This window comes from Streptomyces sp. NPDC047043, assembly GCF_040644055.1.
Taxonomy (GTDB): domain Bacteria; phylum Actinomycetota; class Actinomycetes; order Streptomycetales; family Streptomycetaceae; genus Streptomyces.
In genome coordinates this window covers 95298-115927 of record NZ_JBEYVO010000017.1, presented here as the reverse complement: position 1 = coordinate 115927, position 20630 = coordinate 95298, and the positions used below count along the sequence as shown (strand labels likewise).

Annotated in this window: 15 protein-coding genes and 1 pseudogene; 14 read left to right on the top strand and 2 right to left on the bottom strand. The window is 70.1% G+C overall.

Annotated features, from left to right (window positions below):
- The first annotated feature begins 73 nt into the window (after positions 1-73).
- The 9 genes from ABZ880_RS26525 to ABZ880_RS26485 all read left to right on the top strand — a co-directional run bounded on the left by ABZ880_RS26525 (position 74) and on the right by ABZ880_RS26485 (position 14969).
- The gene (locus ABZ880_RS26525; RefSeq protein ID WP_361267310.1) at positions 74-2647 is read left to right on the top strand and encodes a 2Fe-2S iron-sulfur cluster-binding protein; all 2574 of its coding nucleotides are present in this window, start codon (positions 74-76) and stop codon (positions 2645-2647) included.
- A 228-nt stretch (positions 2648-2875) separates the two neighbouring features.
- Positions 2876-6058: an AAA family ATPase gene (locus tag ABZ880_RS26520; RefSeq protein WP_361267308.1), complete on the top strand. Its 3183-nt coding sequence runs from the start codon at positions 2876-2878 to the stop codon at positions 6056-6058.
- A gap of 221 nt (positions 6059-6279) precedes the next feature.
- On the top strand, positions 6280-9444 hold the full coding sequence (locus ABZ880_RS26515) for an AAA family ATPase (protein ID WP_361267306.1): 3165 nt from the start codon (positions 6280-6282) through the stop codon (positions 9442-9444).
- Positions 9445-9668: 224 nt separating this feature from the next.
- A complete protein-coding gene (locus ABZ880_RS26510; RefSeq protein WP_361267304.1) occupies positions 9669-10478 on the top strand; it encodes an alpha/beta hydrolase in 810 nt (269 codons plus the stop codon).
- A 141-nt stretch (positions 10479-10619) separates the two neighbouring features.
- Positions 10620-11861: an MFS transporter gene (locus ABZ880_RS26505; RefSeq protein ID WP_361267302.1), complete on the top strand. Its 1242-nt coding sequence runs from the start codon at positions 10620-10622 to the stop codon at positions 11859-11861.
- Between the two features lie 145 nt (positions 11862-12006).
- Complete coding sequence (locus ABZ880_RS26500) at positions 12007-12570, top strand: cupin domain-containing protein (protein ID WP_361267300.1); 564 nt, start codon at positions 12007-12009, stop codon at positions 12568-12570.
- A gap of 13 nt (positions 12571-12583) precedes the next feature.
- Positions 12584-13168, top strand: a complete 585-nt coding sequence (locus ABZ880_RS26495; protein ID WP_361267298.1) for a hypothetical protein — start codon at positions 12584-12586, stop codon at positions 13166-13168.
- 577 nt (positions 13169-13745) lie between these two features.
- Positions 13746-13997 (top strand): hypothetical protein, encoded by a 252-nt coding sequence (locus ABZ880_RS26490; RefSeq protein WP_361267488.1) that lies wholly within the window; start codon positions 13746-13748, stop codon positions 13995-13997.
- 48 nt (positions 13998-14045) lie between these two features.
- The gene (locus ABZ880_RS26485) at positions 14046-14969 is read left to right on the top strand and encodes a hypothetical protein (RefSeq protein ID WP_361267296.1); all 924 of its coding nucleotides are present in this window, start codon (positions 14046-14048) and stop codon (positions 14967-14969) included.
- A 73-nt stretch (positions 14970-15042) separates the two neighbouring features.
- Here ABZ880_RS26485 and ABZ880_RS26480 read toward each other — a convergent pair.
- Together ABZ880_RS26480 and ABZ880_RS26475 are read right to left on the bottom strand one after the other, a co-directional pair.
- Positions 15043-15279 (bottom strand): annotated as a pseudogene (locus ABZ880_RS26480) (VapC toxin family PIN domain ribonuclease); the annotation flags it as partial.
- A gap of 184 nt (positions 15280-15463) precedes the next feature.
- Positions 15464-15832 carry a hypothetical protein gene (locus ABZ880_RS26475; protein WP_361267294.1) on the bottom strand — a complete coding sequence of 123 codons (369 nt, stop codon included), beginning with the start codon at positions 15830-15832 and terminating at the stop codon, positions 15464-15466.
- A gap of 18 nt (positions 15833-15850) precedes the next feature.
- Here ABZ880_RS26475 and ABZ880_RS26470 point away from each other — a divergent pair, with 18 nt between their 5' ends.
- From ABZ880_RS26470 to ABZ880_RS26450, 5 genes are all read left to right on the top strand, one after another.
- Entirely contained in the window at positions 15851-16318 is a 468-nt protein-coding gene (locus tag ABZ880_RS26470; RefSeq protein WP_361267292.1) for a hypothetical protein, read from the top strand.
- On the top strand, positions 16315-16557 hold the full coding sequence (locus ABZ880_RS26465) for a hypothetical protein (RefSeq protein WP_361267290.1): 243 nt from the start codon (positions 16315-16317) through the stop codon (positions 16555-16557). The genes ABZ880_RS26470 and ABZ880_RS26465 overlap by 4 nt, the downstream gene beginning before the upstream one ends.
- A complete protein-coding gene (locus tag ABZ880_RS26460; RefSeq protein ID WP_361267288.1) occupies positions 16554-17264 on the top strand; it encodes a transposase in 711 nt (236 codons plus the stop codon). The genes ABZ880_RS26465 and ABZ880_RS26460 overlap by 4 nt, the downstream gene beginning before the upstream one ends.
- A 980-nt stretch (positions 17265-18244) precedes the next feature.
- Positions 18245-19231 carry an aminoglycoside phosphotransferase family protein gene (locus tag ABZ880_RS26455; protein ID WP_361267286.1) on the top strand — a complete coding sequence of 329 codons (987 nt, stop codon included), beginning with the start codon at positions 18245-18247 and terminating at the stop codon, positions 19229-19231.
- Complete coding sequence (locus ABZ880_RS26450) at positions 19228-20586, top strand: MATE family efflux transporter (protein WP_361267284.1); 1359 nt, start codon at positions 19228-19230, stop codon at positions 20584-20586. The genes ABZ880_RS26455 and ABZ880_RS26450 overlap by 4 nt, the downstream gene beginning before the upstream one ends.
- Positions 20587-20630 lie beyond the last annotated feature (44 nt).

Sequence of the window (20630 nt, the reverse complement as noted above, 5' to 3'; positions counted from 1 at the left end):
ATCATTCAGTCGACGTCAAGCGCATTCGGCCAATCTGGTCCCCCGGCGGACGGATGACTGGGGGGTGCGGAAGATGTCGGACGAGGAAGCCGATGTCGTGGTGATCGGGTCGGGCATGGGTGGTCTCGCGGCAGCACGGGCGATCGCACAGTTCGGCAATAAGCGCGTTCTCGTCCTCGAACAGCACTACACGCTCGGCGGGATGACGCACGAGTTCTCCCGCGCCGGGCGCTACCGGTTCGGTACCGGGCTGCATTACATGAGCGCGAACTCCGGCCCGTTCCTCGGATTCATGACGGACGGACGGGCGCAACTGTCGCTCCTGCCGGCCGAGTACGACGCCCTGCACTTCCCGGAACTCGATTTCGCCGTCCCCGCCACTGAGGAGGCGTTCCGCACGCGTCTGAAGGAACGGTTCCCCGCCGAGGCCGAGGCCATCGACGACTTCTTCCGGACCACTCGCCGGGCCATGGCGGGACTGACGGCGCGCAATGTCCTTGCATCGTTCCCGGCCGGTATCCGCAAGGCGACTGCGCCGCTGGTGGAGCGGCTCTTCCCCTCGACCTTCCGATCGTTGCGGGACCAGGTCCTGCGGAGCTTTGGCGATCCGGGTCTGCGAGCCGTTCTGGCCGCGCGGTGGGGTCTGTACGGCACCCCGCCCGCATCGAGCGCGTTCGGCTATCACGCGGCGGTCCCGCTGACCTTCTTCATGGACGGCACCGCACACCCCGTGGGCGGCCCGCAGGAACTCAACCGGGTCGTCCTGCAGATCCTGCGACGGTACGGCGTCGTGCTGCGCCCCCGGCAGCGGGTCCACGAGGTGGTGGTCGAGGGCGGCAGAGCGACCGGGGTGGATGTCGAGGACACCGCCACTGGCCGCCGTTACCGGGTGCGGACCGACACCGTGGTCTCGGCGGCCGGAGTGCGCAACACGTACGCCCTGATCGGGCGGAGCCATGAACTGGCGGATCTGCCCGAGGAGCGGTCGGCGGTCATGCTGTTCCTCGGCCTGGACCGGTCGCCGGCCGTGTTCGGGTTGCGCGGTGAGAACCACTGGTTCATGCCCGATCTCCAGGAGCACGACAGCGGGCCGCGCCCTCCGGGGGAAGGCACGTTGTACGTGTCGTTCGCGTCGCTCAACAACCCGGCCGCCCGGTTCCACACCGTGGAGCTGCTGGAACTGGTCGATCCCCAGCTGGTCGACCCGTGGCGTGGGACACCCGAGGGTGAGCGGCCGGAAAGCTACCGGAAGTTCAAGGACGAGTTGACCGAACGGCTGCTGGCCCGCCTGGAGGAGCGCTGGCCCGGCTTCCGGGAGACGATCGCCTTCGCCGAACTGGCGACGCCGCTGTCGTTCGAGACCTATCAGCACAGCGTGCGGGGATCCTTCTACGGCCTCGCGGCGACTCCGCAACGACTGCGCTCGGCCCGGGCGGGATGCCGTACTCCGGTCAAGGGCCTGTTCGTTGCCGGTCAGGACGCCTGGGGTTCCGGTGTGGTGGGGGCCCTGGCAGGCGGGCTGATGGCGGCGAACGCCGTCCTGAGACCGCGGCAGCTCGGAACGATGTGGCGGGCCATCCGCTCCGGAGCAACGGCCCGGGATCCGGCCGTGCCCTGGGAGGGTTATCTGCGCGTGGTCGGCATCGAGGTGCTGACCCCGACGGTCCGCAGGATCCGCCTCGCACCTCTGTACGAGGACACGATGCCGTTCTCCTTCGCCGCCGGTCAGTACCTGAAGGTCGAGCTGCCCGTTGCCATCGAGCCGATCGAACGGTCGTACTCGATCTGCAGCAGTCCCGGGGAGAGCGGCTTCGTCGAGATCGCCGTCAAGCACGAGCCGGACGGCCTGGGCTCGGGGTTCCTCCATGAGGAAGTGCAGGCCGGACTGGCGTTGCGGGTGAGCGGCCCGCACGGGGCGTTCACCTGGCAGCCGGGCTCCTCGCACAGCACGGCGGACACTCTTCTGCTCATCGCGGGAGGTGTCGGGATCACCCCGTTGATGAGCGTGTTGCTGGCCGCCGCCGATGCCGGCCACACCGGGCGGATTGTCCTGCTGGCGAGCTACCGGACCGCGAACGAGGTGGTGTTCGGTCCGGAACTCGCGGCACTGCGGTCCCGGCTGCCCGGGCTGGAGATGTCGGTCTTCGAAACCGACCGGCACGGGCGGATCGACTCCGACGCGTTACTGCCCCACGCCGGTCCGACGACCCGCGTGCACCTGTGCGGGCCGGCGGCCATGATGCAGGACCTGATCGGATGCCTGACGGAACTGGGGGTGCCGCGAGAGGCCATCCACACCGAGGCGTTCGTGTCCGGCCGGAGCAGGGAGACCCGCCGCGAGAAGGCGCACGCCATCGCCGTCGCCGCCGCGGCGGCCGGTGTCACCGAGTTCATGATCGACACGGATGGTGGCGCCCCGGCGTTCCCGTGCAGTCCCGGGCAGTCGGTCCTCGACGCCGCCAACGCCGTCGGTGTCGCGTTGCCCCAGTCGTGCGGCGAAGGCGCGTGCGGCACCTGCCGGGTGCGGGTGCTCTCCGGCGCCCACGAGAGCGACGACCGAGGCATGTTCTCCGCGGACGAGTTGGCGAGGGGCTGGCGGCTGGCCTGCCAGACGCTGCCCACCGAGGACCTGGTGATCGGTCCGTAGGACGGGACGGCAGCGATCACCTCCCGCGCGGTCCCGGCGATATGACCGGTGGTACTCCACACCGCGGCTGCCTGAAGAACCCGCTTCGACCACCGCCGTCGGCTCTGATCGCGTGCCGTGCCTTTCCTTGCGGCACTTGACGGTAGTCGCGTTCCTGCCGCCCCGTATCGGCCGCCAAGGGCAGCGGAGGACCGTGAGGGCGACCCGGCACTGAGAATGGACAAGGGAATGACTTCCTCCGGCGCATCCCTGCGTCTGCAGGTTCTCGGTCCGTTGCGCGTCTGGCGAGACGGCGCGGAACTGGACGTCGGGCCTCCGCAGCAGGCATATCTGCTCGCCGTTCTTCTCGCCCGTGCGGGCGAACCCGTCACCATCAGTGAGTTGATCGACCTGATCTGGGCCGAGGATGCCCCGGCCTCGGCGGTCAACATTCTCCAGAAGTACGTCGGCGCGCTCCGACGACTGCTGGAGCCGGAGTTGCCCGCGCGTGAACCCGGCGCGTTCCTGAAGCGTCGCGGCAGCGCGTACCTCTTCGTGGCCGCCTCCGGGGCACTGGACGTCGTCAGGTTCCGTGAACTGGTCGTCACGGCCGAAGGCAGCGTCGCGGAGCGGCGGCTCGGTGCGGCACTCGACGCGTACTTGGAGGCGACGCGACTCTGGCAGGGCGCGGCCGGCGACGGGGTCGCCCACGGTCCTACCGGCATGGCGATCTTCGCCGGACTGGACGACGAGTTCCGCCGCGCATGCATCGCGGCAGCGGAGTTGGCGACAACGCTCGGCCGGCCCGAGCGGGTACTCCCGTCCCTGCACATGGCCGCCCGCATGGCGCCCTTGCACGAGTCGGTGCAGGCGAGTCTCATCGCCGCCCTGGCCGCCGCCGGCCAGCCGGCCGACGCTCTGTCGCTGTTCCGCGCCGTCCGCGCCCGACTGGCCGAGGAACTCGGCATCGGCCCCGGCCCGGCTCTGGTGGCCGCTCACCTGCGTGTCCTGGAACGGGCACCGGCCGAGGAAGGGCCGGTGGAACGGCCGGTGACACCCACCGCCGGGGTGCCGACCGCCGACCGGCTGGTGGGCCGGGTCGAGGAACTGGCGGTGTTGCGGCAGGCCGTGGAGTCGGCTCTTGCCGGTGGCACGGGTCTGGTCGTTGTTGAGGGCGAACCAGGGGTGGGCAAGACCCGGCTGCTGGAGGCTGCGGGCGCCGAGGCGGACCGGCGCGGCGCCCTGGTGGTCTGGGGCCGGTGTCTGGAGGGGGACGGCACGCCGTCGATGTGGCCGTGGACGCAGGTCGTCGGCGGGCTCCTGGACGATGTGCCGGCCGCTGCGCGCGAGGACTGGCAGGTGGGCGAGCTCGACCGCCTGGTGACACCGCAAGACAGCGGCACCGCACCATCGGCCCTGCCCGACAGCGGTGTCCAGTTCCGCTTCTTCGAGCAGGCCGTCGCTGTCGTCCGTCAGGTGGCGGCGCGGCGACCTGTGGTGCTCGTCCTCGACGACCTCCAGTGGGCCGACACCGCCTCCCTCGATCTGCTCGGTCACCTGATGGCCAGGCTGCCGGGCGGCACCGCCCTGATCGCGGCGCTCCGCGACCGCGCGCCCGCGCCGAGCCCGGAACTGGGTCGGGTACTGGCCGCGGCGAGTCGGCTGACCGGTCACCGCAGGATCCCGCTCGCCGCGTTCGCCTTTGCCGAGGTGGCCGAACTCGTGCGCCGTGAGACCGGGCAGGACCCGGGTCCGGCCGTCACCCGCCTCATCCACACCCGCACCGCCGGAAACCCCTTCTTCGTCCGCGAGTTGTCCCGGTTCCTCGCCGACGGCGGTGTCCTCACGGAGACCACCGCGGCCCGGATCGGAGTGCCGGCCACGGTCCGAGACGTCGTGCGCGACCGGATGGCCGCACTGGGCAGTGCCGCCAGAGGCCTGTTGCAGATCGCCGCGCTGATCGGCCGGGCCGTCGACCTCGCGCTCCTTGCCCGGACCGCGGGTCTTGACCATCAGACGTGTCTGGACCGCCTCGAGTCGTGTGAAGGGCTGGGCCTGCTCGAACCCTCGCCCGGGGACCCCTACTCGTTCGCCTTTCCGCACGACCTGGTCCGCGAATCGGTGGCGGAGACGGTCACGCCCCCGCGCGCGGCCCGGCTGCACCTGCTGGTCGCCGACGCCCTGGAGCACAGGGCCGCGGACACCGAGCTGGTGGCCGAGCGCCTCGCCCATCACCTGTGGTCCGCCGGACCGCTCGCTGATCCGGCCCGCACCGCGACCGCGCTCGTGCGTGCCGGCCGTTGTGCCGCGGCCAAACTGGCGCTGGAGGCAGCAGCGCGCCAGCTTCACTCGGCCGCACGCGTGGCACGCACAGCGGGCCTGGCGGAGTTGGAACTGACCGCCCTGTCGCTGTTCACCGCGGTGGACGGGATGCGGGCGGGATACGTGGGCTCGGCGGTCGACCAACTGGAGCGGGCAGAACTCCTATCCCGTGGACTCGGCCGGGAACGGGAGGCCGCCGACTTCCTGTTCTCCCGCTGGGCCGCGTACGCCCAGGGCATTCAGCTGAAACGCGCAGGCCGATTGGCCGAACAGCTGCTGGAGCAGGGTGAGGCGTCCGACGACCCGGTGGTGCGCGCCTACGGCTGGTACGCCTGGGGCATTCACCAGTGGGGTGTCGGCAACATCGGAGAGGCGTTCCGGTATCTGAGCCGGACCGACTGGACCGTTCTGGACGACCTGGCCCACCAGGAGGAAGACCCGCTCAGGCGCGATCTGCGACGGGTGGCGGCCGGGATGCTCGCCATGATGACCGCCTTGCACGGTGACAGCGACGCGGCACTGGCCCAGCTCGACACCATGGAGGCCGCTGCAGGAGACGACCCTTACGCGATCACCGTCTGGGCGGCCTACTCTGCAAGGGTCGCCGCGCTGATCGGTGACCCGGTACGGGCGCTGCGCGCGGCCGCACGCGGGATCGCCGTGGACCCCGCGTTCTCGTTCGGCTTCCTCGGCGGCTACCAACGGCTGGCCCGCTGCTGGGCGCGCGCCGTGACCGGCGAGGCCCCCGCCGACGCCGCCGCAGAGGCACAGCAACTGATCGAAGTGTCGCTCTGTCACCCGCCCCGCTCAGGCCTGGCCACCTGGTACGGGCTCCTCGGCGAGATGTGGCTGGCAGCCGGAAAGCTGGACGAGACGGACGCCGCGCTCGACCGCGCGGACTCCGCCATCGCCAGATACGGCCAGTGCTACGCCGAAAGCCTGCTGCTGCTGATCCGGGCACGGGTGCTGTGGGCGCGTGGTGAACCGGTCGCCGTCGTGCGGGCCTTCGCCGAGCGGGCGCACGCACTGTCCGTCGAGCGCGAGGTTCACCTGTTCGCCCGTCGTGCCGAGGAGCTGATGGCCGAGCTTGCGCACAGCACATCCCGCTGACACCAGGGGGGTGCACGACGGCACCCGGCGGCAGACCGTCACCTCGGCGACGTCGCCCTTCGCCGGCGTACGCAGGGGGCGGCCGGTCGGGCACCCCGTTTCGCCACGAGGGCACCGCTCAGCGGCCGTTCCAGGCTGATAGCACCAGGTCGCGGACCGACAGTAGAGTGGCTGCGCCGCAGCCGATGATGGTCGGCCTGTGAGTGGGGGTGGGGGTGGGCATGGCGTCCTCCGGGGGACAGCTGCGTCTTCAGATTCTCGGTCCGCTACGGATCTGGAGGGACGGCGTCGAGCTGGACGCCGGGCCTCGACAGCAGGCGTATCTCCTCGCGGTGCTGCTGGCCCGTGCGGGCGAGCCGGTCAGCACGAGTGAGTTGGTCGACCTGATCTGGGACCAGGACGTCCCGGCGTCGGCCCTGAACATTCTCCAGAAGTACGTCGGCACCCTGCGGCGACTGCTGGAGCCCGCGCTGCCCGCGCGGGGCACCGGCTCCTACCTCCAGCGCCGAGGCAATGGTTACCTCTTCGCGGCCGGTCCCGGCACGCTGGACGTCCTCACGTTCCGGGAGTTGGTCGAGGCGGCCAGGGCCGGCGGCTCGGAGCAACGGCCCGACGTGGCGCTCGACTTCTATGTCCGGGCGCTGGATCTGTGGCACGCTTCCGCCGGCGACGGACTGCTCCATGGACCGACATCGGTGCCGGTCTTCGCGGCGCTGGACGCTGAGTTGTACGTCGCGTGCGTGGCGGCGACCAAGCTGGCGATATCGCTGGGGCAGTCTGAACGTGTGCTCCGGCCGCTGCGACTGGCCGCCCGCATGGCGCCGCTGCACGAGTCGGTGCAGGCGAGTCTCGTCTCCGCCCTGGCCGCCGCAGGTCGGCAGGCGGAAGCACTGGCGGTCTTCCAGGCCGTTCGGGCCCGGCTCGTCGAGGAGTTGGGCCTGGATCCCGGCCCGGAGCTGCTGGCCGCGCAGCGGCGCGTGCTGGATCCGGCGCCGGCCGAGAAGACGCCCACTGAGCGGCCGTCAGTCCTTGGTGGTGGACTGCCGTCGGACGGCCGGCTGGTGGGCCGGGTCGAGGAACTGGCGGTGTTGCGGCAGGCCGTGGAGTCGGCTCTTGCCGGTGGCACGGGTCTGGTCGTTGTTGAGGGCGAACCAGGGGTGGGCAAGACCCGGCTGCTGGAGGCGGCGGGCGCCGAGGCGGACCGGCGCGGCGCCCTGGTGGTCTGGGGCCGGTGTTTGGAGGGGGACGGCACGCCGTCGATGTGGCCGTGGGTGCAGGCGGTCGGCGCGATGCTCGCCGGCCTGCCCGTCGCGGCACGCAAGGAGTGGCAGGCCGGTGAACTCGGCCGCCTCCTGGGACCGCACGGGAGTGTTCCCGCCGCGCCGGTACTGCCGGACAGCGGTGCCCGGTTCCGCCTGTTCGAGCAGACCGTCGCGCTCGTTCGACAGGCATCGGCACGGCGGCCGGTCGTGCTCGTCGTCGACGACCTCCAGTGGGCCGACGCCGCCTCACTCGAACTGTTCAGCCACCTGGCGGCTCACCTGCCGCACGGCACCAGCCTGACCGGCGTCCTTCGCGACCGCGCGCCGATACCCGGTTCGGAACTGGAGCGGATGCTCGCCGCGACAAGCCGGCTGCCCCGCCACCGCCGCATCCGGCTGGGCCCGCTCGGCCCGGCCGAAGTGGCGGAACTGGTCCGTCAGGAGACCGGCCAGGATCCCGGCCCCGGCGCGACCCGCAACATCCACGCGCGAACCGCCGGTAACCCCTTCTTCGTCCGGGAACTGTCCCGCCTCCTCGCCGACCGCAGCGTCCTCACCGAGGCCGCCACGACATCAGCGGGAGTACCCGCCACCGTCCGCGATGTCGTGCGCGACCGGATGGCGAAGCTGGACGACGCGGTCGTACGACTGCTGCAGACCGCGGCGTTGATCGGCCGGGACATCGACCTCGCCCTGCTCGCGCGCTCCGCCGACCTCCCCGTGCAGACCTGCCTCGACCGCCTGGAACCCTTGCAGGAACTCGGCCTCCTGGAGCCGTCGTTGCGGAACCCCTATGCCTTCCACTTCGCTCATGACCTGGTCCGTGAGTCCGTCGTCGGGGCCACACCGCCGCCACGGGCCACCCGGCTGCATGTGCTCGTCGCGGACGCCCTGGAGCAGCACACGACGACGGACGACGAGCGCCTCGCCCATCATCTGTGGGCCGCCGGCCCGCTCGCGGACCCGGCCCGCACCGCCGCCGCACTGATCCGCGCGGGTCGCTGCGCGGCGGGAAAGTCGGCGTTCGAGGCCGCCGCGCAACAGCTGGAATCGGCCGCGCAGGTAGCGCGCAGAGCAGGGCTGGCGGAGCTGGAGCTCTCCGCTCTGTCGCTCTTCACCGCGGTCGACGGGATGCGGGCGGGATACGTCGGTGCGGCTCTCGAACTGCTGGAGCGGGCCGAGCACCTGGCCCGTGCCCTCGGCCGGGAGCGGGAGACCACGGATTTCCTCTTCTCCCGCTGGGCCGCCCACTCCCAGGGCATCCAACTCGACCGCGCCGGACGACTGGCACAGCGACTGCTGGAACAGGGCGAGGCTTCCGCCGACCCGGTCGTCCGCACCTACGGCTGGCACGCGTGGGGCATCCACCAATGGGACGTCGGCAACATCGGCGAGGCGTTCCGGTATCTGAGCCGAAGCCGCTCCACCATGCTTGACGACTTGGCCAACGCAGGAGAGGACACGCTCCGGCGCGATCTGCGCCTGCTCGGGCCCGCCATGCTCGCGCTGATGACAGCGCTGCACGGCGACACCGACACGGCACGGACGCTGTTCGACACGATCGAGGCCACTGCTGACGGCGACGCCTATGTGCTCACCGTCTGGGCTGCCTTCGCCTGTACGGCTGCGGCACTGGCCGGCGACCCGGTGCGGGCGCTGCACACGGCCGAGCGGGGCAGCGCCCTGGACCCGGAGTTCTCCTTCGTCTTCTTGGGCAGTTATCAGCGGCTGGCGCAGTGCTGGGCGCATGCCGTGACCGGCGAGGACCCGGCCGGATCGGCAGCGGAGGCACAACGCCTGATCACCACGGCACTGGCCGACCCACCACGCTCCGGTCTGGCGACCTGGTACGGCCTCCTCGGCGAGATGTGGCTTGCTGCGGGCAGACTCGACGAAGCCACGGCAGCCCTCGACCAGGCCGACTCGGCCCTCGACACGCACGGCCAGCGCTACGCCGAGGGCTTCCTGCTCCTGCTGCGCGCGCGGCTGATGGCGGCCCGCGGCGCGCCGGTCGCCGCCGTCCGGGCGGCCGCCGAGCGGGCCCGGGCGCTCTCCGCCGAGCGCGAGGCCCACCTGTTCGCCCGCCGCGCCGAGGAGTTGCTGGCCGGGCTGGCCGACACGTAAGGACACCGCATCGGCACCGTGGACGGCACATCATGGTGACGGATCGCCGGTGGCTGTTCCGAACGTATCCGCACGCTGTTCCCACGGGCTTGACGACAACGGAACCGACGGTGAACCAGGCCCCGGCGCACGCCCGGATTTCCGTTCAGTGCGCGTCAAGTGACCCGCCCTACGCTGACCGGCGATCACCACCGAGAACGCCGGAGAGCGAAGGGCATACAGCGATGACGACAACTCGCCGGGGGCTGTTGGCCGGATCGGCCGCGATCGTAGCGGGCGCCGCACTCGACACGCCCGCCGCACAGGCACACACCGGGGGCGGCAGCGCAGGCGGCAGCGCGCGGAAGCCGACCGTGGTACTCGTGCACGGGGCCTTCGCCGACGCCTCCGGCTGGAACGGGGTCGCCGCCCGGCTCATCCGCGACGGCTATCCGGTCATCGCGCCGCCCAACCCCCTGCGCAGCGTGGCCTCCGACTCCGCCTATCTGGCCGGCATCCTCGCGACGCTCAGCGGCCCGCTCGTCGTGGTCGCGCACTCCTACGGCGGGATCGTCGTCACCGACGCCGCTGCCGGCAACCCGAACGTGAAGGCGCTGGTCTACGTGGCCGCGTTCGTACCCGATCAGGGCGAGACACTGCTGGGCCTGCAGACGAAGTACCCGGGCAGCAGACTCAGCGAGGCGGCGCTGGACTTCCGCCCCTACGGCGAGGGCCTCGTCGACGGCTACATCAAGAAGGAGTTCTTCCACGACGTGTTCGCCGGGGACCTGCCGAGGTCGGCCACCGATCTGATGTGGGCCGGCCAGCGGCCGGCCGACACGCGCACCCTCGGGGAGCCGTCCGGCCCTCCGGCATGGAAGACCATTCCGTCCTGGTACCTCGTGGGCCGCGACGACCAGGTGCTGCCCCCGGCGGCCCAGCGGTTCATGGCACGCCGGGCCGGCGCACACACCTTGGAGGCCGACACCTCCCATGTCGCGATGATCGCGCAGCCCAACGCGACGGCCGCCCTCATCAAGCGCGCAGCACGCTGACACCACCAGGCCGGCGAAGCCAGGGGGGTGTCCTTACCCCCGACACAACCTGCGGACGGCGACGACCCGCCCCACCCCTGATCTGCGTCCCGCACCCACTCATAGGCCGGCCACCCGACCCCACCTGCCAAGGACGAGACGATGCATCAGCGCGCATACGCCGCCCAGTGCACAGCCGAGGAGAAGCGGCACATCTCCGCGAAGTCGCCCATCAGACATCCGAAACTGGCGTTGTTCGCACTGGCGTTGGGCACCTTCGCGATCGGCGCCGGCGAGTTCGGCAGCAACGGCATCATTCAGCTGTTCGCCGCCGATCTGGAGGTCTCCGTCCCGGTCGCCACCTACGCCATCACCGCATACGCGGTCGGGGTGATGATCGGCTCCCCGGCGATCACCCTGCTCGCCGCCCGGGTCAACCGGCGGAGTCTGCTGCTCGGCCTGATCGGGTTGTTCCTGGTCGGCAACGGGCTCTCCGCCGTGGCGCCGAACATCGTGCTGTTCGTCGCCTTCCGGTTCGTCGCGGGCAGCGTGCAGGGCGCGTTCTTCGGAGCCGGGGCTGTGGTCGCCGCGTACGTGTACGGGCCGGGCAAGGGCGGCAGGGCGTTCGCCACCGTGATGGCAGGACTCACCGTCGCCACCATCGCCGGGTCGCCGCTCGGCACCTTCGTCGGCCAACACGCCGGCTGGCGCGTCATGTATGCGACCGTGGTCGCCGTCGGCCTGCTCGCCGCAGCGGCCCTGGTCGCCTGGCTGCCGCGCACCGACGACCTGCGCGGCAGCTCCCTCACGGGCGAACTGGGCGCCCTGCGGAGGCGCGGAGTCTGGCTGATGGTCACCGTCGCGGCGTTGGGCATCTCCAGCATCTTCGCCGTCTACACGTTCATCGGCCCCTTCATCACCGACGCGGCGCAGCGCAACGCCTCCCTCATCCCGATCGCACTCGCCGTCTTCGGCCTCGGCATGGCGGTCGGCAACCACGTCGGCGGACGCGTCGCCGACCAGTACGAAAGCCGCGGGCTGCTCTGGGGCTACGGCGGAGCGCTCGCGTTCCTGGTACTGATCGGCGCGGCAGGCGACAACCTGCTGGTTCTGCTGCCCTGCCTTTTCGGCGTCGGCGCGACCATGATGCTCGCCATCCCCACCATCCAGGTCCGATTGACCAGCTTCGCACCGGACGCCCCGACCTTGATGGGAACCCTCAACCTGGCCGCCCTCAACCTGGCCAACTGCCTCGGCGCGATCGGCGGCGCGATCGCGCTCGACGCCGGCTGGGGAACCCTGTCCACCGTGTGGTCGGGCTTCCTCCTCACCACCGCAGGTCTGCTCCTGTACGTCCTGACCGTGGCCCGGGCCACGCCGGCGCCCGTGCCCGCCCGCGCCTGAACATCTCCACGGCATGGGCCCGACGCTTGGGGACCGTGCGCCCGGCCCTTCCTTGAGCTTCGGCGCCCACGCCGCCGTGCCACCTGCCTCACTGACGCGATGACCTCGATTGCTCAATTCGGCTGAAAGGGCAAGGACTCACGAAATGAGCTCACTGCAACCGTTCCGGAGAATCGTGACCGGCCATGACGCGGCCGACCGTGCGGTGATCACGCAAGACGCACCACCGACGCGCGTGATGGAGATCGGCGGACCCGGCGGCCCGACCTTCTACGAGATCTGGAATACACGTCAGACGCCCGCCGTCATCGACCGGCAGTCCGGTGAGCCGGCGGAGGACCATCTGGTGCTTGGACCCCCCGAGCACGGCACGCGCCTGCGGGTGATCGACTTTCCTCCGGAGGACGACCGTATCCGCAGCCTGACGGGGGCCGAGGCAGCCGAGAAGTTCGGCGAGATGGGAGGTGCGGACGCCGCGCGGCCCGCTGCCGGCGCCCGGCATCCCTTGATGCACCGCACGCAGACGATCGACTACGGGATCGTCATCGAGGGCGAGCTGACGCTGGTTCTCGACGACGGTGAGACCACCCTCCGTGCCGGAGACATCGTGATCCAGCGCGGCACCAACCACGCGTGGGCAAACCGGTCGGCTGTGAACTGCCGGGTCGCCTTCGTGCTCATCGACGGCCAGTACACCGACGGACTCTGAGACGGAGCAACGCATGCGTATTCGACCGATTCCACCCGATGAGCTCGCCCCTCAACTCCGCGAGGTGCATGACGGCATCGCCGGCCTCGTCACCGAGGAGCAGGGCCGCGTCGTCATCCTCGACGACGACGGGGCGCTCGTCGGGCCGTTCGCGGCGATGCTGCACTTTCCCACGTTCGGGGTCCCGGCCCTGTTCCTGCAAAGGGCGGTCGCGGCCGAGGCCCGCCTCGATCCCGTCGTCCGCGAGGTGGCGATCCTCACCGTCGGCGGCGCCTACGGCGCCCGATACCTGTTGTACGCGCACGAGCAGACGGCAGACCAGTTCGGCCTTCCGGCCGCACAGATCGCGACCCTGGCGGCGGGCGGGCGCCCCTCCGGGCTGAGCGACGAACAGGCCGTCGCCCACGACGTCGCCATGGCCCTGACCTCCGGGCGCATACTGCCGGACTCGACATACGACCGGGCCACCCAACTCCTGGGCGATGAAGGGGTCGGCGAGCTGGTGTTCCTCATCGGCAGCTACTGCCTCATCGCGATGGTGCTGAACTGCTTCGATGTGCCGGTCCCCGGCCAGGGTTCTGCAACTGGGCGGACGTGATGACGGCAAGGCGCGGGTAGCGGACGGGCGCCTTACCCTCCGGAGGTGGCGGCCTCACGCTCGGCGAGGATTGCGTCGAACAGTTCGAAGAGCACCTCAAGGGCGTGTGCTTCTTGTTCCGGCGTGAGGTGCCAACCTCCCTCCCAGTGTGCAGCGATAGGCACAGGAGGGTGTGCGCCCTCGAGGGGAGGGGGCGCTGGTGGCGTGAGCGTCACATCGGTCGATCGATTCCTTGGGCGATGGAGAACCCGCAAGCCAAGACTGGAGAGGCGCCGTCCGGAGGGCTGGTGGACAGTAGGACACAGGACCCCGACCTCGTCACGGACGTCGCGTTGTGGCCTGCGGCAACGGTCGGGATCCTGGGCGGGTTGGCGAGCGCAGGAGCTTTCGCGAGGGGGCATGGCGCTTCAACGAGCCTGCGCGGCACGGGCGTAGCGCTCGGGGAGCCCGGCGAAGGCCCGACCGTGCACCCGGCGCCGAGGGACTCCGCGCGAGGCGTACCCGGCCGCCGGGCCGACGCGGCTGTCGGACGCACAGGGCACCGTCACCCGCACCCTGACGACCAAGGGCGGGTTTCCTGGAGGGCACCCTCACCGGCCACACCGGCCCGGTGACCGCGGTGGCGTTCAGCCCGGACGGGGACACCCTGGCCACCGGCAGCGACGACATGACCGTACGGCTGTGGGACACGAGCACGCTCGATCTCAGCCCCGTCGACACCCTCACCGGCCACACCGACAAGGTGACATCAGTGGCGTTCAGCCCGGACAGCAGAACCGTGGCCTCGGGCAGCCTGGACGGCACGGTGCGACTGTGGCCGAACCGGTGACCACGACTCCCTCGCAGACCACGCCAGTTGACCATGGGGGACCCAGCCATGACCGTCAGAGACACGGAGCCCGCAGCCGGAACGATGTTGCACGGCAGAGGCGGAACCGCGTTCGTGGAGCGCGAGACCGTCGAGCTGGACCGGGCGGGGATCCGGCTGTCCATCCCCCTCGACGCGATCCGGGCCGTCGAGGTCACCAGGGACCGGTACACGACCGCCGAGATCCTTCTGAACTCGACGGTCGCCCGAGCCAAGCCGACCACGGTCTGCACGATCAGCTCCCGCAACGCCGAGGAAGTAGAGGCCTTCGCACGCGCCGTCAACGCGGCGCTCCCGCAACGGGACGAGGCCGAAAGACGCACAGACGGCGCGGCCCTCGTGACGGCCAGGGAGCGGCCCTGGAATTCCTGGACACGGGTCAGGACACTCCCGTCCCCGGGCCAGTGGTGGGCCGGGGCAACGCTCACCTGCCTGTTCACCCTCGGCCTACAGCCGCCCCTGTCTGCGGGCGATGGGCGCCTCGCCCAGCTCTGGGTCGCCCTTTTCCCGGTGTTCGCCTTCGGCTGCTTCCTGGCCCGGGGTGCCTGGCGCGCGACGGTGACCTGGTGGCTGCTGCACCGCTACGGCGTGACGACCGTCGCCACCAACGTGGGCTTCCGCAGTGGGCCATCCGACGACCGCACCGCCGGAACCGTCCAATACGCGTTCACCGACACCAGAGGAACGTCTCACCATTTCGAACGATCCGGCCCCCCGGGGGCGCCGGACAAGAGGATCTCGTACGACCCGGCCCGACCCGACTTCTCCAGGGGGCCGGCCCAGCCCTGGGTCAGGACCCTGTTCCTGCTGATCCGCCTGCTCGTCGTAGTACCGATCGTGCTCGGCATGGCGGCCTACCTGCTGTGGTACTTCACCATCGCGACAGACGCGGGAATGGCGTACTCATTCGACTGCTTCCGCCGGAACTGGTGAGGCGCGGCAACCGGGGCCGGCCGACAACAAAACACAGACCTGCGGGCGAGCCGGGTGCGCTCTCCCTCTGAGATCAGACGCGCACGTCTCGCTGCTGAACTTCCTTGAGCACTCCGGCCACCGTCGCGAAGTCGTTGTCCACGTGGAGGACAGTGTGCCGATGGTGCACAGCTGTCGCACACACCAACAGGTCAATCGCTCCAGCCGCCCGATACCGGCCCCGCTGGGTCAGTTTGTACTGGGCGGTGTCGCCCCAACGCCAGGCAGTCTTCGGAACCGGAGAGAGCAAGCAGAGCGTGTCCGACTCCTCCCGCAACCGCACCGTGCTCGGCGACAACAGCGTTCCGGCCGAGGCGAGCAGCTCATGGGCCCGCCCCCCTTTTTTTTCACGGGGGACGTGGGCGCACGGGCGTTTGGTGAAGCGGCCGCCCCTGGCTCAGGAGGTGCAGGAGCGGTCGCCCTGTCTCCGCGGCCTGCCACATGGCCGCGAAGTCTCACAGGCGGGTGCCGACGGCGATCCGGTCGTTGCCCGACAGACGCAGGATGGCGCGCTGGATGACGAGGAGTCGGCGCTCGTCGAGTTCCTCGACGGCGGGGATGGTGACGTGTGCGATGCCCACCATGGACAGCACCAGGCCGAGGAACGCGCGCTCCTGCTCGTCGAGGGCGAGCGTGTACAGGCGCCCGGAGAGGCCTTCCCAGCGGCACGTCATGCGGCCGCCCTGCTTGACGACGAGGGCGGTGCGCACGGTGTCGCGGGCGAGAATGGCCCCCTCGTCGGCCAGGGCCTGCGCGGCGAACTGTCCGATTCCGGCTTCGGCTTCACCGTACTGTCCGGGTTCCGGCAGCGACTGGTGGAGCACGGGCTGGAGAGCAGCATCTTGGACTTGCTGCTGAAGCGGCTGACAGGGCTCGATCTGGTCACGGCCGGCGGTCGGCAGCGCACCGACTCCACCCACGTGCCGGCGGCCGTCCGCAGCCTGAATCGGCTGGAGTTCGTTGGTGAGACCCTGCGCGCTTCTTTGGAAGCACGGGCCGTTGCGGTCCCGAACTGGCTCGTGAGCTGGGTGGATCCGTCGTGGCAGGAGCGTTACGGGGCACGGACCGACGCTTACCGTCTGCCTGCTGACCGGGCCGAGCGAGATCGGCTCGCTCAGCGGATCGCCGCCGACGGATATCAGCTCCTCGAAGCCGCGCATGCCCGCACCGCGCCGGGATGGCTGCGCGAAGTGCCGGCCCCGTCCGTGCTGCGGACAGTGTGGATCCAGCCGTTCACCCGCACCGTTACCGATGCCGGGCAAGAGATCAGCTGGCGGGGCAGGAGGACCTCCCGGCGGGGAGAACGTTGATCGCTTCGCCGTACGATCCCGAAGCCCGCTACTCGCGCAAGCGCGGCTCGGCCTGGACCGGGTTCAAAGTCCACCTCAGCGAGATCCGCGACCGCCCCGAACACGCCGACAGACCCCACCTGATCACTCACGTGGTGACCACCGATGCCACCGCGAACGACGCGACTGTCGTCGACGCCATCCACGACAGCCTCGCTGACAAGGGCCTCAAGCCCGCGGAACACCTCCTGGACTCGTGATACGCCTCCGCCGAACTTCTTCTGACCACGCCGGTAACCTGCGGCATCACCGTCGTCGCACCAGTCCGGCCAAACAGCACCCCTCAACAGGTCCAGGCCGCCGGGTTCGGAAGATCGGCCTCACTATCAACTGGCAGTCCCAACAAGCTACTTGCCCCACCGGTGCGGTCAGCCGCTACTGGACAGTCGGCCTCGACAACAACGGGCGAGACGCGATCAGGATCCGTTTCGCCACCACAACCTGCGCGCCTTGCACCGTTCGCGACCAGTGCACCCGCTCCAACCAGTACGGCAGACAACTGACCGTCCGGCCGCAGGACCAGGACGCCCTACTCGAACGCGTCCGCGCCGAGCAGAACACCGAGGAGTGGAAGGCACCTTACGCAGCACGTGCCGGTGTCGAAGGGACCATCCACCAAGCCGTGGCCGTCAGCGGCATACGCCACACCCGATACCGCGGCCTGGCGAAAACCCACCTCGGCCACGTCCTCACCGCCACCGCCATCAAGGGCTGGCACAACTTGCACCGACTGCACGCCTCGGCTACCGCAGTCCCGCCGAATACGAAACCGAGCTTCAGGGGTTCGGGGGGGCAGGCAGTTGACGTGTGGCCAGTTGTCATCGTCTGTCACCACCGGTCTGCCTCGGACGGCCCAGCGAGGCCCTGGAGGTTTCTCTACACAGCAAAGATCGTAGGCCCTAGTTAGCGATCGTATCGAGGACGAGAAACCCCAGATAGAGCGTCAGGAAGGTGAGGCAGACGTAAAAAAAAGCGCGGTTTCCCCTCATTTTTTCTGTCGAGCGCAACGAGGAACAGTAATAAGAGCACTACAAAGAGTATGTCTGCCACTTTGCACCTTTTCCGTTGCCCGCTTCTGCTCAGTACAGCGAGGTCCGGGGCATCCGTGTTACAGAGTGTGGCCATGCCGCTACGATCGCACCAGGCGCCGCGTCTGGCGGGCTCGGCCGGTTCGCTGCAGGAAGTAGATCCCCCGGGCATTCCCATCTGATACCGAGGCCGCCGTCGTCACGCCCACGCGGCTGTGCCCAGACCGAATCGCGTACCTGCTGGGGTTGTACGCGAGCCTGCGCGATCAGGACGTGAGCTGGGAATGCGAACCGGCCCCCGACGGCGTGTCCGAGGCGGGCGTGCGAACCGGACATCTCCGCGACCACCTCGGCCACCGTCTCCTGCGTCACCCTCTGCCGCGACCACGTCGCCCGCTCGGCCTCCACCCGCGCCGTCAACTCCGCGATCTGCGACTCAAGATCCTCCACCCGCACCCGGGCAGCTGCCTCCCGGGCGCCTCCAACTCCTCGAACAGTGAGCCCAACAGAGTTGCCTCCTCCACCGCCACGGTAGAGACGGGAGGCCCGCGCACACCCCGATCGGCGTTGCCTCGGCTCACGTTCCGTTCAGACGAACCGCACGCAAGGCCAACTGGGCATTTCCGCCCGAGGTTGCATTCTGATTGCCCGTGACGGATCTCAGCCGTATCTGCCCCGCACGAACCTCGCGGCCGTTGGCTTCTCGCCAGAGTGGGCCGCTGCACGCGTGCTGCCCGTGTTCATGAATCGGGCCATGTGGTGTCATTCGCGTGGAACGGCTGCGTCCGTACCGCCGGTCGCCGCCCCGGGGCCACCTTCCCGGTGGCCCGGCTTGCACGTCAGATCGAAGGGGCAGGGTGTGGAGAGCATCACCAAGAACAGGCAGTCGCCGGACACGCTGCGCGCCATGGTCGAGCGCGCCTACGGTGCCGAGCGGGTGCCGGTCGGCGACGGATGGGTGAGCGAGCTGGGGCACGGCTGGTTCAACGTCGCCTACCGCATACGCCTGCGGGACGGCGCCGAGGTCGTCCTGAAGATCGCCCCGCCGCCGCAGGTGGAGGTGATGACCTACGAGCGCGGCGCGATGTCGACCGAACTGGCCACGCTGGAGCTGCTGCGCACGCACACTCTGGTGCCGGTTCCGGCCGTCGACTTCGCCGATCAGAGCCGCGAACTGTGCGACGCCGACTACTTCTTCATGCCGTACGTCGACGCCGACAACCTCGGCATCATCGCCGCGTCGCTCCCCGTCGCCGAGCGCGACGCCTACATGGAACAGGTCGGCGCGGCCAACCGGGAGATCAACTCGCTACGCGGCACGGCATTCGGGCCGCTGACGGGGCCCGGTGATCCGAGCTGGCGGCGCGTGTTCACCGGCATGCTCGAAGACGTCCTGCGCGACGGCGAGCGCCGGAGCGTGGACATCGGCTGGTCCTACGACACGGTCCGGGCGGTCGTGGACGAACACGCCGGCAGCCTGGAGGAGGTCACCGAGCCGCGGCTGGTCGAGTGGGACCTGTGGGACAGCAACGTCATGGTCCGCGACGGAAAGGTCGTCTGCGTCATCGACCATGAACGCGCCTTTTACGGGGACCCGTTGATCGAGGCGGGTTTCACGGGCACCCAGCTGGCCGCCTTCGGTGATCCGGCGGCCTTCATGCGCGGCTACGGCCACGGCGAACTGACCGCGACCCAGCAGGTGCGCCGCAGCCTGTACGGCCTCTACCTGATGCTGATCATGGTCATCGAGACCGTCTACCGCGCGCACGCCGACACCAAGCAGTACGACTGGGCCCGCCCGAAGCTCGACGACGCCATGGCATTGCTCGGCCGTACCCGCCAGTGACCACCACCCCCCTGGCCCCCGTCCCCGACAGCACTACCCGGCTCGGCACCGAGCCGGTGGGCCGGCTGCTGTGGCGCGCCTGCACTCAGACGACCGCCGCGGTAGGCGTGTACGGCGTCTACGCCCTGACCAACGCCTGGTTCGTCGGCCACGGCGTGGGCGACAAGGCGATGGCCGCGGTCAACCTGGCGGCCCCGCTGTTGCTGTTGCTCGGCGCGGTGTCCACCACGGTCGGGGCGGGCGGCGCCTCCCTGGTCTCCCGCGCTCTGGGTGCGGGCGACCGGCAGGCCGCCGCCCGGGCGGCGGGCACCTCCTTCGCCGTCTTCTGGATCTGTGCCACCGCAACCACCGCGCTCGGCCTGGCCTTCCTCGACCCGCTGCTCACCCTGCTCGGGGCCCACGGCGAACTGCGCGAGATCGCCCGCCCCTACGCCGTGATCCTGCTGTGCGGAGCGATGGTCTCCACCGGCTTCTCCAGCCTGGTGCGTGCCGAAGGCCAAACCGGCTACTCGACCCTGCTGTGGGTCGTGGCCGTCGCCGTGCAGATCACCCTCGACCCGCTGCTGATCTTCGGATGTGACCTGGGAGTACGCGGCGCGGCCCTCGGCACCGTCGGCGGCCAGGCCGTCTCCGCGGCGATGAGTCTGTGGTTCTTCTTCCGCAGGCGCGAGCGCCCCTACCTCATCAGTCTCCACGACCTGCTGCCCCACGGCCCGACACTCCGCACGCTCCTGGCTGTCGGCCTGCCCTCGTTTCTGGCCGGAACAGGCGTCACCCTGCTGGCCGTTCTCGTCAACGGCGCTCTCGCCGCCACCGGTTCGGCCGCCGCACTGGCCGCCTACGCCGTATGCGCCCGCCTGCAGACCTTCGCGACGATGCCGCACACCGGCATCAGCCAGGCACTGCAGCCCCTCGTCGGCTACAACACCGGCCGCGGCCTGCCCCACCGCGCCCTGCACGCCCGCAACCTCGCCCTCCGCGGCTCCCTGCTGTACGGCCTGCTCACCGCCGCCGCCCTCGCCCTGCTGGCCGAACCCCTGACCGGGCTGTTCCTGAACGACGCCGACACCATCGCCACCGCCGCACAAGCCCTGCGCGTCATCGCCCTCGGTCTGACCGTCGCCGGCATCGGCCCCCTCGTCGCCTCCTACGCCCAAGCCCTGGGCCGGCCCACGCCCGCCTACATGGCAACCCTCGGCACCCTTCTCCTGATCAAAGTCCCCCTCGTCGTCACCCTGGGCCGGCTCGGCACAAGCGGCGTCTGGTCAGCACTGGCCGCAGGCGAACTCGCCGGCGCCGCCGTCGCACTCCTCCTCCTGCGACGCCTGCGTAACCACACGCCCAAGGTTCCATAAGGAGCTGATGCGCAACCGGATGCACCCAATTCACCGCATCAGGA